Origin of the sequence: Psychrobacillus sp. NPDC093180, assembly GCF_044754065.1 — a bacterium.
Classification (GTDB): Bacteria; Bacillota; Bacilli; order Bacillales_A; family Planococcaceae; genus Psychrobacillus.
In genome coordinates, this window is the sequence record NZ_JBIVOJ010000008.1 from 154,811 (window position 1) to 168,377 (window position 13,567).

Here is a 13,567-nt window from a genome sequence, read left to right on the forward strand (position 1 = left end):
CGCTTTTCTCGTCGCCTTCTTTAGAAATGAGAGAGACGAAAAGAGTTCAGAAAGGACGTGAGAAATGATGAAAGAATTTGTTCGAAACAGCAAGCGAGGACGGGTGTATACATGGTGGATGGTCCTTGGCTTGGTGTTTTTCTTGACTGCTTGCACTGTCGAGGAATCTAATGGGCCAATCGAGAGCGATGAAGCTGTAGAACCTGCGCCCTCAGAGAATGAAGAAGTTGTGAAACATAGACCGACTGAGCAAGGCGACTGGCAGCTCCCTGGCTTAGTGGATCGGTCTGGTGAGCCGATTGAGGTGGCGACGCCAGGTCCGGTCACGGGAAAGCGACTTAATGTTACGGATTTTGGAGCAGATCCCAAACCGGATTCACCCGACGACGCAACAGCCATTCGGGAGGCCTTGGACAATGCTGAACCCGGTGACGAAGTCCTGCTACCAGCCGGCACGTATGACCTGCGATCCACAGACCCGGACGACGAGTCTGCGAACATCGTGTTGCGTAGCGGTGTAGATCTACGCGGTGAGGGTCAAGAGAACACCATCCTGTTGACCTCCCTCGACGGAGAGGAGGATAGCCGAGTGATCCGGGGCTCGGGCGTTCACGATGTTCGCATCGCTGATTTCACTATCACCTCCCATCATGAGGGACCTCTTGGAGACGACCCCGACGACGGCGATGCAGGTGGCGGTCCGATGTACGGGATTCATCTCGGAGCCAAGGAAGGGCAAGCTAGCTCTCAAATACTGGTGGAGAACCTGAGCATTCGTAGGTTCGAGCGCCATGGTATCTCGGTCAAGGCCAGCCGTGAGGTGACGCTCTCTGAAAACTACATCAGTGAGGCAACTGCCGTCGGTCCCGGTGGACAAGGCTACGGCATAGCTATCGAGGGATCAAGGGACCAACACGACCCGGATGCCGCCAACGACTCCCGGCACAATGTGATCATCGGCAATACCTTCGAGGGCAGTCATCTGCGGCACGCTATTCTGCTTCAGTTTTCCACACACAACAATCTCGTGGCAGACAACACCATTGTCGGCAGTCACCTTGATGCCATTGACCTGCACGGGGAAGGCGAATACCTGAACGAAGTCCGCGGAAACACGATTGTTGGAGGTCAGCGGGCGGGCATCGCGCTGGGTAACTCAGGAGGAGACAAGAACAAACACGATGCCTCAGGGCCTGGAAACTGGGTGCACTCCAACAACCTGATCGGAAATCGTCAAGGAGTCCTCGTTATACTAGGAACTCCTGATACTCTAATCGAGGACAACTGGGTCAACGCTGGGGAAAATTCAAAGGTTGGCATAGAAGTCCACAATGGGCCGGGAACGAAGTTGCTCAGTAACCACATTACTGGAGGTGCTGAAGGGTTCTGGGCTATTCGACTCGCTGAGGATCGCGGTGCTGATGGACGGGGAAAAGGAATCCCCTCAGACATCAAGATCGAGTCAAATGTTATGCGACAGGTTGCTAACGGTATCAGGATTGATGCGGGGGAGAGACTTCATTTGGTGAAAAATCTCCTCAATGGGATTGATGGAGCTAAGCTAAGAGTGGCCGATGGTATCGATAGTGTGAATGTTGAGTAACTGATAATTCTTATTCAAATTTCTATAATTAACCCAGTCTGCACATTAAATGAGGGCTGGGTTTCACCTAATGTTGCTTTCTGCTCTTAAAAAATTTATAGGTATATTTTGGTTCCTTATTCAATTTTGCTGAAGAAAACGAAATGGAAGGACTAATTTGTGGGCATATTTATAATATCTTGTGTATAAATATCTATTAAAATTGAAAGCGTTTTATATTTAACTTTTTGAATAAACCCTTGATTGTAACGTTTCACCCTGTTAAAATCAAATTATTATTTTTTTCAAACATATTGTTTGAATAAACTTTCTTTAATAATTATTCATTTGATATAAAAATACATTCACAATAGGAGTTAAGATATATGGTAAAGTACACAGATTTAAATGTACCACTTAGGACGATAATGACACCTGGACCAGTAGAGGTTGATCCAAGAGTATTAAGGGCGATGGCTACCCCGATTTTAGGACAATTTGATCCTGCATTTACGAATATTATGAATGAAACAATGGAAATGCTTCGGGCTGTATTTCAAACAGAAAATCAATGGGCCTTCCCGGTTGATGGAACTTCCAGAGCAGGTTTGGAAGCTGTTCTGTGCAGTATGATTGAACCTGGCGATAAGGTTTTGGTTCCAATATACGGACGATTTGGTTATTTGTTAACTGAAATCTGCCAGCGTTATGGAGCAGAGGTTACGACAATGGAAGTTCCTTGGGGAGAGGTTTTTGACCCTGAAGTAGTCATCAATAAAATTCACGAAGTTTCTCCAAAAATTGTTGCCATTGTTCATGCTGAAACTTCAACTAGCTGCATGCAGCCATTAAAAGAAATTGGTGAAGCTTGCAGAAATGCAGATGTTCTGTTAGTTGTTGATGCTGTAGCATCTTTAGGTGGAGTTGACCTTAAAGTGGATGAGCTTAAGCTTGATGCAGTTATTGGCGGTACACAAAAATGTTTATCTGTTCCATCTGGATTAGCCCCGGTTACTTATAACAAACGGGTTGAAGAAGTGATCAATAAAAGAAAAAGTATTGAGTTAGGCTTAAAAACATCTCATAGCGAGTTTTCGAATAATCGAATTATGAGTAATTATTTTGATTTAGCACAGCTTCAGGATTATTGGAGTCCTGTCCGTCTTAACCATCACACGGAAGCGACAAGTATGCAATATGCACTTCGAGAAGGGCTTCGTATTATTCTGGAAGAAGGACTTGAAAACCGATTTGCTCGTCATAAGTTAAATGAACAGGCGTTAGTTGCGGGTATTAAAGCGATGGGATTAGATATATTTGGTGATGAAAAGCACAAACTGCCTGTTGTTACTGCAATTGAAATACCAGTAGGGATTGATGGCGAAGAGGTACGTGCTATGATGTTGGAAGATTTTGAAGTGGAAATTGCCAGTTCTTTTGGTCCTCTTCACGGTAAGATTTGGAGAATAGGAGCGATGGGATATAGTTCCCGTAAGAAAAATATTCTTCATGTTCTTTCAGCCTTAGAAGGGACGCTTATACGTAAAGGCTTTAATGTTAATAGAGGCGAAAGTTTACAAGCTGCATTAAACGTATATGATGAATACAAAAAGACAGGCTTTAAAACTGTAGAAGCAGATAAAATAATCATTCCTAGCATGTGATTAGCTGGATTTTATAAATAGGGTATTTACAAATGATTAGTAAAGATATAACCACTTCTCCATAGTAGAGAGGTGGTTATTTTTTTATGCTTTCGAAATTTGTGAACAACGAAAGAGGATGCTCCGCCCTAATTGAGTGGAGCATCCTCTCTGATTTTGGGTCAATTGTCTTTTTGAAGATGCTTTTTGAGAAACTGAATAACCTCATCAAATGCATTTTGTACAGTCCCATTTTGCCAATCATCATCAAATACATGTTTGCCGTTTGGAATAGTGATCAACTGGTTTTCTACTCCCGCTTTCGTTAATGCTTCCGACATGGATACCGATTGTTCGTATGGAACGTCTTCATCTATTGTTCCGTGTAATAAAAGGGTTGGTGGATAATCCGAATCTAAAGTAAATAATGGACAAAATGATCGAAGCTCATTTATGTCCATGTCGCTTATTTTTTTAATCCAATCGCCGTTTTGTCTTGCATACATATAGATAGCATAACGTTTTTGGATCGGTCCAACGGTAATCACTTCATTGGATACGAGCATGTCGGCAAGTTCTTTCGGTACAGCTGTCATTTTTTTATAATGAGGGCTAGGTTTTAGAGCCCAATCTGCAGTAATATCACCGTAACCATAGAACGAGACAATTGCTTGTGGTTTTATATCAAACGTTCCAGATAAAAGGGCAAGATAGCCACCTGCTGAACCGCCAATCACCGCAATTTTTTCTGGGTTATAGTCAAACTGTTTTGTCCCTTCATTTTTTAGCCAGGAAAGTGCATCTGCAATATCTGTTGCTATATCAGGAACTTTTGTTTCAGGTGCAAGACGATAATCGATTGAAAATACATTAAATCCTGCCTGCAAATAAAATTCAACTTGTTCTTCTTTCATATCTTCTTTGGATCCCCAAAATAGACCACCACCATGAATATAAACAATGACAGGTGCAAACTGTATAGAAGCGGGATAAAAATCTGCTTTTATTTCAAATTGTTCTTCTTTTTTATAAACGACAGTTGTTTTCATTGTTGTAACACACACTTTCTATAGAATAGTTTTTGTTAGTCAATTTAATGATTCAATATGAAATTATATCATAAAAGTAAATTATCCTCGTTGAAAAACACTTGCTAGATGCTTCCCCATCTATAAAAAGAGTGTATTAGGGAATAACTAATTGTTAGGAAATGATGGTTCACATATTGCGAAATTTTAAAGAGGTGTTTTTTAGAATGGCCAAAATTTTAGTTGCAGGAGAAATTCCGCAAAAGGGATTAGACTTACTAGTAGAAAAGCATGAGGTAGAGGTGCACCCGAGTGAAACATTAATTTCTGAAGAAGAACTAAAAGAACCTATTTATGATAAAGATGTCCTCTTAAGTTTATTATCAACACCTATTACAAAAGATATTATCGATTTAGCTCCAAACTTAAAAATTATCGCAAAACATCGGGAGAAACAAATTTAGTTTAAGTCCAATTAAAATAGAAGATGAAATGTCCTAATCGAGGGAGGAACTGTAATGACGTATGATCTAATTATTAAAAATGGCAATGTTGTTTTTCGAGATGGTGTCCGCCAAGTGGATATCGGAGTGAAGAATGAAAAAATTTCTTGTATAGCTGAAGAAATTACAGATGAAACAAAAGAAGTTATTGATGCGAGTGGGCAATATGTGATGCCTGGTATGGTCGACACGCACGTTCATATTAGTGAACCTGGTCGAACTGAGTGGGAAGGATTTGAAACAGGATCAAAAGCGATGGCTGCTGGAGGTACGACGAGCTATGTAGAAATGCCACTAAATGCATTACCGGCAACTATTAATAAAGAAGCGCTCGATCTTAAACTGGATGCTGCGATCGATCAGAACTATGTTGACTATGGCTTCTACGGCGGACTTGTACCCGAAAATCTAGATAAGCTAGAAGAATTAGCAGATGCAGGTGTTATGGCGTTTAAATGCTTCCTTTCCGATATTACAAGTGATATTCCTGGAGATTTTACGAATGTCGATGATTATACGATGTACAAGGGAATGCAAAAAATAGCAGAATTAGGTGGGATTCTATGTATCCATGCTGAAAACCCATCAGTTACATCTAAGCTTACGGCAGAAATGATTAGAGAAGGGCGAACCTCTGCAGCCGAATATGTTGATTCACGACCAATTTTCACGGAAGTGGATGCGGTTCAGCGTGCCGTTTTGTTTGCAAAAGAAACAGGATGTAAATTACACTTAGTACACATTAGTACATCAGAAGCTGTTCAAGTAATATTTAGAGCACGTTCGGAAGGGTTAGATGTAACGCTGGAATCTTGCCCTCATTATTTTGCTATGACTGCTGAACAAGTAGCGGAAATTGGTCCAGAAGCAAAATGCCAGCCGCCGATCCGAAAGGCAAAAGACCAAGCGAAGTTATGGGACGAGTTATTGAATGGTAACATTGACTGGATAACCTCTGACCATTCACCATGTACGGAAGATTTAAAGCAAGGGAACATTTTTGAAGCATGGGGCGGTATTAGTGGCGTTCAAAATAATGTGGATTTAATGTTTGATTTAGCTGTAAAACAACGTGGTTTAGCAATAGAAAAGTTTGTCGATTTGATCGCATTTAACCCTGCCAAACGTTTTAATTTGCCCTATAAAGGGGAAATAGCTATTTATAAAGACGCAGACATTATTTTATTAGATCCCAATCAATCCTATGTTGTGAAAAGAGAAGAACTATATTACAAAAACAAACACAGTGCCTATGTGGGCAGAAAAATTGACTGTCGTGTAACAAAAACGATTGTTCGCGGAAATGTTGTTTTCGATTTACAAAAAGGAATAGTAGGGGAACCAATCGGAAAACTATTGTCTGCTGTAAAGTAAAATTGTCTTTTGGACTTTTAATAAAGGGAGCGATAATCATGACAAATTACGATTTAATCATAAGAAACGGGCATATTGTCACCTCGGAGTCAGTTGCCAAAGGGGATATTGCGATTAAGGATGGCAAGATTGCCGAAGTAGCGATAAATGAAGAAATTAGTGCAAAGGGTGCCAATGAAATAAACGCAGAAGGTCTTCATGTATTCCCGGGTCTTATAGATTCTCATGTACATTTCAATGAACCTGGAAGAACGGAATGGGAAGGTGTCGAAACAGGCAGTAAAAGCTTGGCTGCAGGCGGAGTAACGTCCTATTGTGATATGCCCCTAAACAGTACGCCACCAACAATTAACAAAGAAAACTTAGAGTTAAAAAGAAAGCTTTCCGAAGAAAAATCGGTTATCAATCCGAATTACTGGGGCGGGCTAGTACCGGAAAATATTGATAATTTAAAGGAGCTTTATGACAATGGTGTCGTTGCCTTTAAAGCATTTATGTCGCCAAGTGGTATAAATGATTTCCATCATGCAGACGATGAAACGCTCTATAAAGGAATGGAGGAAATCGCCTCTATTGGTTCACTACTTGGTGTTCATGCGGAAAGTACAGTAATTTGTGAACAGCTGGCTACAAAGAAGCTGCAAGAAGGAAAAACATCTGCACGTGACTTTGTTGAATCAAGACCAATTATTTCAGAGATAGAAGCTGTGCGAAGAATTATATCTTATGCTGAAGCAACGGGATGTAAACTCCATATCGTCCATGCAAGCAGCAGAAAAGTAGTTCAAGTTGTCGAAGAAGCAAAACGTAGAGGCGTAGATGTGACAGTAGAAACATGTGGACATTATTTATCATTAACTGTGAAAGACTTAGAAGAAAAAGGAGGCTTGGCAAAATGCGCTCCTCCTTTGCGAGATGAAGAGGAGCTAGAGGATTTATGGGTAGCGGTTGCTAATGGGGAGATTGATGTGATTTCCTCTGACCATTCTCCAGCGCCTGCTTCCATGAAGACGATTACGGATAATTATTTCGAAGGCTGGGGAGGCATCTCTGGGGCACAATCTACATTTAATATTATGCTGACAGAAGGCTATGCTAAGCGGAACTTACCTTTAGAAAAGATCGTAGAGTTAATGGGAACCAATCCTGCGAAAATCTTTGGTCTAACCAATAAAGGTGATATTGCAGTTGGTTATGACGCGGATTTTGCGATTGTTAATCTAGAGGAGAGCTTTAGATTAGAAAACGAAGATTTGTTCTATCGTCATAAGCATTCGCCATATGTGGGAATGACATTTAAAGGGAAAGTTAAGAAGACTATTGTAAACGGTGAGGTAGTTTTTGAAAACGGCAACTTTCCAAAAGCGTAATAAAATTTGTATAATATAAGAAAAAAGCAATAACGGATTACAAAAGGGCTGAGGCATATCTCTGCCCTTTTGTTCGAGTAGAAAGGAGGGAGTTAAGTGGAATTTCGCGTGAAAGATGTTTTGAATTTATCATCCCTCAAAGAGTCAGTTGTTTTAAGTGGGGAGCAATATTTGCATAAAGTTGTAAAAGGTTCTACTATAATGGAAGCTCCAGATATTACTGACTGGTTAAAAGGTGGAGAACTCATATTGACCAGTTTGTACCCAATCCGTTTTTTTAACGAGCAGGAGCAAAAGCAGTTTATTGCGAAGTTAGCTGAAAAAGAAGTTAGTGCATTAGTGATTAAAAATCATCGATTTGTAAAAGAAATTCCCCAGTCCATCATTGATGAAGCGGAAAAGTGTAAACTGCCAATCATCCAAATTCCTAAAGAAGTTCCTTATGTAGATGTACTGTATCCAGTAATGGAAGAAATTTTGAATACGCAAGTAAAAAAGCTACAGTACTATAAAGAAATCCATGACCAATTTACAGCTTTATCATTGGCAGATGAAAGCCAAGAAAAAATAATTGAGACATTAGAGAACCTAATAGGAAATCCTGTTGCCTTATTTGATCGAAATTTCTTTTGCATAGCTACCACACTCCCTGGTTTAACTGATTTCAAAATTGTAGAAAAAAATTATTACTTTGACGAAACAGAAAAAATGAAATTTCCACATTACCGTCAAATCGTTAGGTATACGGAACAAAAAGAGAAAATTGGACATCAAATAGTCGTTCCAATTGAAACGATAAACCATATAAAAACTTATCTATTAATAGGTGAAATGAATAAACCTTTAGAAGAGCTTGATTTTATTGCGATTGAAAATGCTGCAACCTCCCTTTCGCTAGAACTAGTTAAAAAATTTGCTGTAGCAGAAGTTGATAAACGATTTAAAAATGATTTACTGGAACAATTAATCGAAGGAAAACTACCTTCTAATATTCTTTATCAAGATGCCAATTTAATTGGTTGGGATATAGAAGGGGCATTTGCAGTTGTTTTATTCAAGATAAGCAAAAAGAACGAACTGATCTCCTCGAAGCAAGTGAAACGAGGAATTTCCAATGGCAACGAAGAGATATTGCTTCATGAGGCTATTCATCAGTATTTACCAAATATGATTATGGGCAGTAAAAGCGGTTTAAAGGTAGTGCTTTGGAAAGTTAATATTGAGGACCCAGAGTGGTTGGTCAAAATTAAAGTAAAAGTATCAAGTATATTAGATTTGGTAAAAAAGCAAGCTAACGAAATAATTATTCAAGTGGGGATAGGGACGCTATCAGAAAATATAAATAGCATTTCTGAAAGTTACATAAAGGCACAGGATGCCTTGGAATTTGGAGAAGTTTTAAATGGTAGGGAATTCGTAACTTCTTATTCTGAACTTGGGGTCTTTAGGATGTTAGGTAAGTTTACTAATTCGGAAGAGTTAAAGACATTTATACCTCCATCTTTACAAATGTTGCTAAACTATCAACAGGCAAACAAAACAGATTTGCTAACTACATTAAAAGTTTTTTTACAATGCAATCAAAATGCAACAAAAGCATCCCAGCTTCTTTTTATCCACCATAAAACAGCTGTCTATCGTATTGAACGCATCAAAGAAATAACAGGGATGAATTTTGAAGATGCCGAAGAAATGTTGTTAGTTCAAATTGGATTAAAGATTATTGAACTTCTTGAACGAGAAAAGATTTAAAAATATTAAGTTTTACCAAAGAAAAGAGTAGGAGTGTTAAAGAATTATGAGAAAGACATATCGTGCAAAAAATGTAACAGCATCAGGACCATATTCACATGCAGTAGAAGCAGATAATTTCCTCTTTTTATCTGGCCAGACGGCAATGAATGCGGAGACAGTAGAAAATTTACAAGGAAATATAGCAGAACAAACCAAACAATGCTTCACCAATTTATCTGAAGTGTTAGAAGCGGCAAATTTAACATTTGATAATGTAGTGAAAGTAAATGTATATCTAACGGATATGAATAATTTTTCCGCTATGAATGAGGTTTATAAAACATACTTCCAGGAACCATACCCAGCCAGAACTTGTGTGGCAGTTTTAGCATTACCACTTGGAGCGGAAGTAGAAATTGAAATGATCGCTAAGAGAAACGTATAATGATTTAAGAGAAAGCGAGCCTAGCTTCCTATCTCAAAGCACTGGAAAACATTCCAGTGCTTTTTCTTTACTTAAGAACATAAAACACTTAGATAGCCACATAATATTTACAACTAATGTGAGAAGTAGTGTTTTGTATGTTAACTGTGGGGTATAAACATACTACGTAGTAAGTTAACCTGTTTATATCTGCTAGGATTAGAATAAGCCATTAGTTCTAATAAATGTCGGAAAATTGTCATTAAACTTTCATAAAAATGTAATTGGATATCAACCCCTGTATTTCAATAATTATGTTTTGTTGTCTATTTAATCATAGAATTTTTTTGTTCAATGTGTACAAAAGACTATGCAAATAAGCTACTATATCAATAAATGTTATGCAGTGTATATAGTGAGGGTTTGTACATTTTGTTTAATAGACATAAAGACCTCTTGGCTAAAGCTATGTATAATAAATCTTGTTCATCGTGAAACCGTTTTCGAGAGGATAGTAAAGTTAATCTAATGTGACTCGGAATTATTTTACTAATTAAAGTGAACTGCTTTTTATGGAGAGAAAATTACCATTCCAAATGCAAACACTACGTATAGTGTAATAATTATATAGCAACAGGTTAAACTATTATTTATCGTCAAAAATAAACGTAGCTTTAAATACATCAGTCGATAAAAAAGGAGTATGACAAATGTCTACAGCAAATGAAAGTTTCGATGCAAAAGAAACACAAATTGAACATGCCACAGGATTAGATAAATCACTACATCCAAATTCCGAAAAGGATAGAACCGTTAAGCCAAGAGACTATATTTTCATGTGGATGGGCGATGGGGTTAACATAGGGAATATGACGTTAGGAGCCAGTGTAATTATAGCGGGAGTAGCAACGCTAAACATCTTCCAAACAATGCTGGCAGCACTAATTTCCATTGGGATCATATCCACTATTTTTGCATTAAATGACCGACTAGGCTATAAAACAGGTATACCATACGTTGTACAGCTAAGAATGTCTTTCGGTACAAAAGGAACAGTTATTTCGTCATTACTACGCGGTGTACCTGCTATTGTGTGGTATGGTATTCAAAGCTGGATTGGCGGTACTGCACTTAATGAATTTTTAAAGATTATTACGAATGGATCTTTTAATAATATTGTTGTTTGTTTTGTAGGTCTTCAATTATTACAGATTGTTATATCACTATTTGGCTTCCATGCGATTAAATGGGTAGAGACGGTTGCGTCTATTATTTTCATGATAGGACTTATTTATGTTTTTGGAATCCTGGTAACATCATACGGTACTGAGATTACTCAAACTTGGGTACAAGCAGAAGGGTCATGGGGAATACATTTCTTTGCACTGATTATGGTCTTTTTAGGAAATTATGCAGGGATCTTTGTTAGTGCTGCCGACTATTCTAGAGAGTTGAAAACGGGTATTAGCGATAAAAAACGTGGGGCATTATACTTTGTTCCAATCACTATTTCATATGGTTTTGTTATTGTTATTGGTGCTATGTTAGCTTCTGCAACAGGTGTAACGAATCCTGCAATAGCACTTCCAATGGTAATCGAAAATCCATATATTTCTGCGGGTGTATCTCTATTTATCGTTATTACAGTAATTGCGACAAATATGGTAGCAAACGTTGTTCCACCAGCGTATGTAATTACATTACTGACAAAATTAAATTATAAAATTTCTGTAACGATTACAGGATTGCTTGCTCTATGTGCATTCCCTTGGTTACTTATACAGGAGTCATCAGCTGCAGGTCTTAATATGTTCGTTCTTATCTACTCTGCATTTTTAGGGCCGGTTATCTCGATCCTATTGGTTGAATATTATATATTAAGAAAACAGAGAGTGAATACTGGCGATTTGTACAATGAAGGAGGCCCTTATGCTGGCTATAATCCAGCAGGTTTGCTTGCGATGTTTATCGGAGCGGCCGCTGCGTTTATCGAGGTAGAGTTGGCATGGATAATTGGTGTAGTAGTAGCAGGAATAGCGTACTACTTATTATCAAAATATGCCTTCAAGGGTTCAAGTTTCAAAAAAGGGACAATTTTCGAGAAATAACTTCTTTCTGAAAATACCTTGTGGGAGTATATTTCCATAAGGTATTTTTGTTGTTTGTTTTGCACAACGTTTTGTACAAAGTGTACATAACGGTGCCCTTTCTTATTTACAATGGATAATAAAACTTGTTGCTTTTGGTTAACTAACCTAAAGAAGTGTAACTATTTTTTTTGTATACTAATGTAGTTCACTGTTATAGTAATTAATCTTTAAAGGATTAATACAGTTTTATTCACATATAGCTGCTTAGCGTTAGTGGCATTGTAATAAGGAGGAAGTCTTTTTGAAACAATTTAATAGAGAGAAAGCGATAGCTGCCGGCTATAGTAATGACGTTTTGCCCACAACAGAAGCTGATCGAAATTGGGGGATAGGGAATTTTTTCACTGTTTGGATGGGCTCAGTTCATAACATTCCAAACTATGTCGCTATCGGTGGTCTTTTTGCGTTGGGGATGTCAGTTGGTCAAGTCTTCTTGGCAATTATGGTTGCCTCTGTGGTCATTGCTCTTATGCTAGTTCTTAATGGTCACGCAGGATCCAAATTCGGATTGCCGTTTGCTATGCTGTTGCGTTTATCATATGGCCCAAAAGGAGCAATGATCCCTGGAGTATTAAGGGGAGTTATTTCAGCAATTATGTGGTTCGGATTTCAAACGTTCGCTGGAAGCCAAGCACTATCAATTTTAATCGGAAAGCTATGGCCGACTTATTTAACGTTGGGCGGAGATTGGAGCTTTTTAGGATTATCATTGCCAGGATTGCTTTCGTTTTTAATCTTTTGGTTATTAAACGTTGCTTTGATATATGGAGGAATGGGGTTCTTGGGTAGATTTACCAATATTCTTTCTCCACTTGTTTACATTGTTTTTGGAGGAATGGCGATTTGGGCTATTAACTTAGCAGGTGGAATTGGCCCTATTTTGGCTCATACTGGCTCAGGGATCGAAGGAAATAAATTTATTATCTTTTTTGCTGCATTAACAGCAATAGTTGCAGCATGGGCAGCGCCGATTGTAAATGTTTCGGATTTCACGAAATTAGCGAAATCTACAAAAATCCAAGCTGTCGGACAAACAGTTGGAGTTGTTGTGACATATCTTTTGTTTGCGATTGCGAGTATCGCGATTATTGTTGGATCAGAAATCGCTTTTGGAACACCGATATGGAACGTACTTGATGTTGTTGCTAGATTTGATGGGACGTTTGCAATCGCTATTTCCGTTCTTACTCTATGTTTAACAACATTGTCGGTTAACGTTACTGGAAATATCGTTCCTGCTGGTTATCAGTTAGCTTCTTTATTTCCTAAACGACTTACTTTCAAATCAGGAGCAATCATTGCAGCGGTCATTGGGATTCTTACAATGCCGTGGAAACTGATGGAAAGTGCAACAAGTGTGTTTACTTTCTTAAATATTGTTGGTGGGATATTAGCTCCGGTTACCGGTATTATGTTAGCTCAATATTTCATCTTATCCAAAAGAAATATTGATTTGGATGCATTATATGATGCCAAAAAGGGAAGGTACCATTATACAAAGGGTTTTAATGTAAATGCGATTTTAACAACAGTCATTGCAGGAGTCGTTTGTTTGATTGGCAATTTCGTTCCCTTTTTAAAACCACTTTACGATATGTCGTGGTTTGTAGGGATCATTACAGCTTTTGTTCTTTACACAGTGCTTGAATTTAGGCATTTAAAAGGAAACTTGTTAGAGACAGCTCCAGAGTTACATAAGGAGAATAGTTAATAAAAGAAGTAACTAATCGAATGATTAGTAAAAAGTGGTAATTATAAT

The 13,567-nt window shown here is 38.4% G+C and carries 10 protein-coding genes; 9 read left to right on the forward strand and 1 reads right to left on the reverse strand.

The window, feature by feature from the left end; all coding sequences use genetic code 11:
• The first annotated feature begins 64 nt into the window (after nt 1-64).
• Nucleotides 65-1,603 carry a right-handed parallel beta-helix repeat-containing protein gene (locus ACIP9W_RS13640; protein WP_400790285.1) on the forward strand — a complete coding sequence of 513 codons (1,539 nt, stop codon included), beginning with the start codon at nt 65-67 and terminating at the stop codon, nt 1,601-1,603.
• Nucleotides 1,604-1,968: 365 nt separating this feature from the next.
• Nucleotides 1,969-3,246 carry a pyridoxal-phosphate-dependent aminotransferase family protein gene (locus ACIP9W_RS13645; RefSeq protein ID WP_400790287.1) on the forward strand — a complete coding sequence of 426 codons (1,278 nt, stop codon included), beginning with the start codon at nt 1,969-1,971 and terminating at the stop codon, nt 3,244-3,246.
• A 161-nt stretch (nt 3,247-3,407) separates the two neighbouring features.
• Here ACIP9W_RS13645 and ACIP9W_RS13650 read toward each other — a convergent pair whose 3' ends face one another.
• Complete coding sequence (locus ACIP9W_RS13650) at nt 3,408-4,274, reverse strand: alpha/beta hydrolase (protein WP_400790289.1); 867 nt, start codon at nt 4,272-4,274, stop codon at nt 3,408-3,410.
• A gap of 206 nt (nt 4,275-4,480) precedes the next feature.
• Here ACIP9W_RS13650 and ACIP9W_RS13655 point away from each other — a divergent pair, with 206 nt between their 5' ends.
• The 7 genes from ACIP9W_RS13655 (at nt 4,481) to allW (ending at nt 13,519) form a co-directional block, all read left to right on the forward strand.
• Nucleotides 4,481-4,717: a Rossmann-fold NAD(P)-binding domain-containing protein gene (locus tag ACIP9W_RS13655; RefSeq protein ID WP_400790292.1), complete on the forward strand. Its 237-nt coding sequence runs from the start codon at nt 4,481-4,483 to the stop codon at nt 4,715-4,717.
• 54 nt (nt 4,718-4,771) lie between these two features.
• Nucleotides 4,772-6,130, forward strand: coding sequence for an allantoinase AllB (allB, locus tag ACIP9W_RS13660; RefSeq protein WP_400790294.1), 1,359 nt, complete (start codon nt 4,772-4,774; stop codon nt 6,128-6,130).
• A 38-nt stretch (nt 6,131-6,168) separates the two neighbouring features.
• Nucleotides 6,169-7,500 carry an allantoinase gene (locus tag ACIP9W_RS13665; protein ID WP_400790296.1) on the forward strand — a complete coding sequence of 444 codons (1,332 nt, stop codon included), beginning with the start codon at nt 6,169-6,171 and terminating at the stop codon, nt 7,498-7,500.
• A 96-nt stretch (nt 7,501-7,596) separates the two neighbouring features.
• A complete protein-coding gene (locus tag ACIP9W_RS13670; protein WP_400790299.1) occupies nt 7,597-9,252 on the forward strand; it encodes a PucR family transcriptional regulator in 1,656 nt (551 codons plus the stop codon).
• A gap of 46 nt (nt 9,253-9,298) precedes the next feature.
• Complete coding sequence (locus ACIP9W_RS13675; RefSeq protein WP_400790301.1) at nt 9,299-9,679, forward strand: Rid family detoxifying hydrolase; 381 nt, start codon at nt 9,299-9,301, stop codon at nt 9,677-9,679.
• Between the two features lie 689 nt (nt 9,680-10,368).
• Nucleotides 10,369-11,766, forward strand: a complete 1,398-nt coding sequence (locus ACIP9W_RS13680) for an NCS1 family transporter (protein ID WP_400790303.1) — start codon at nt 10,369-10,371, stop codon at nt 11,764-11,766.
• Between the two features lie 283 nt (nt 11,767-12,049).
• Entirely contained in the window at nt 12,050-13,519 is a 1,470-nt protein-coding gene (gene allW, locus ACIP9W_RS13685) for an allantoin permease (RefSeq protein ID WP_400790305.1), read from the forward strand.
• Nucleotides 13,520-13,567: the final 48 nt, after the last annotated feature.

Excerpts from the sequence above, each read along its gene's own strand:
- ACIP9W_RS13640 (WP_400790285.1), top strand. The coding sequence starts at position 65 with ATGATGAAAGAATTTGTTCGAAACAGCAAGCGAGGACGGGTGTATACA.
- ACIP9W_RS13645 (WP_400790287.1), top strand. The coding sequence starts at position 1,969 with ATGGTAAAGTACACAGATTTAAATGTACCACTTAGGACGATAATGACA.
- ACIP9W_RS13650 (WP_400790289.1), bottom strand. The coding sequence starts at position 4,274 with ATGAAAACAACTGTCGTTTATAAAAAAGAAGAACAATTTGAAATAAAA.
- ACIP9W_RS13655 (WP_400790292.1), top strand. The coding sequence starts at position 4,481 with ATGGCCAAAATTTTAGTTGCAGGAGAAATTCCGCAAAAGGGATTAGAC.
- allB (WP_400790294.1), top strand. The coding sequence starts at position 4,772 with ATGACGTATGATCTAATTATTAAAAATGGCAATGTTGTTTTTCGAGAT.
- ACIP9W_RS13665 (WP_400790296.1), top strand. The coding sequence starts at position 6,169 with ATGACAAATTACGATTTAATCATAAGAAACGGGCATATTGTCACCTCG.
- ACIP9W_RS13675 (WP_400790301.1), top strand. The coding sequence starts at position 9,299 with ATGAGAAAGACATATCGTGCAAAAAATGTAACAGCATCAGGACCATAT.
- ACIP9W_RS13680 (WP_400790303.1), top strand. The coding sequence starts at position 10,369 with ATGTCTACAGCAAATGAAAGTTTCGATGCAAAAGAAACACAAATTGAA.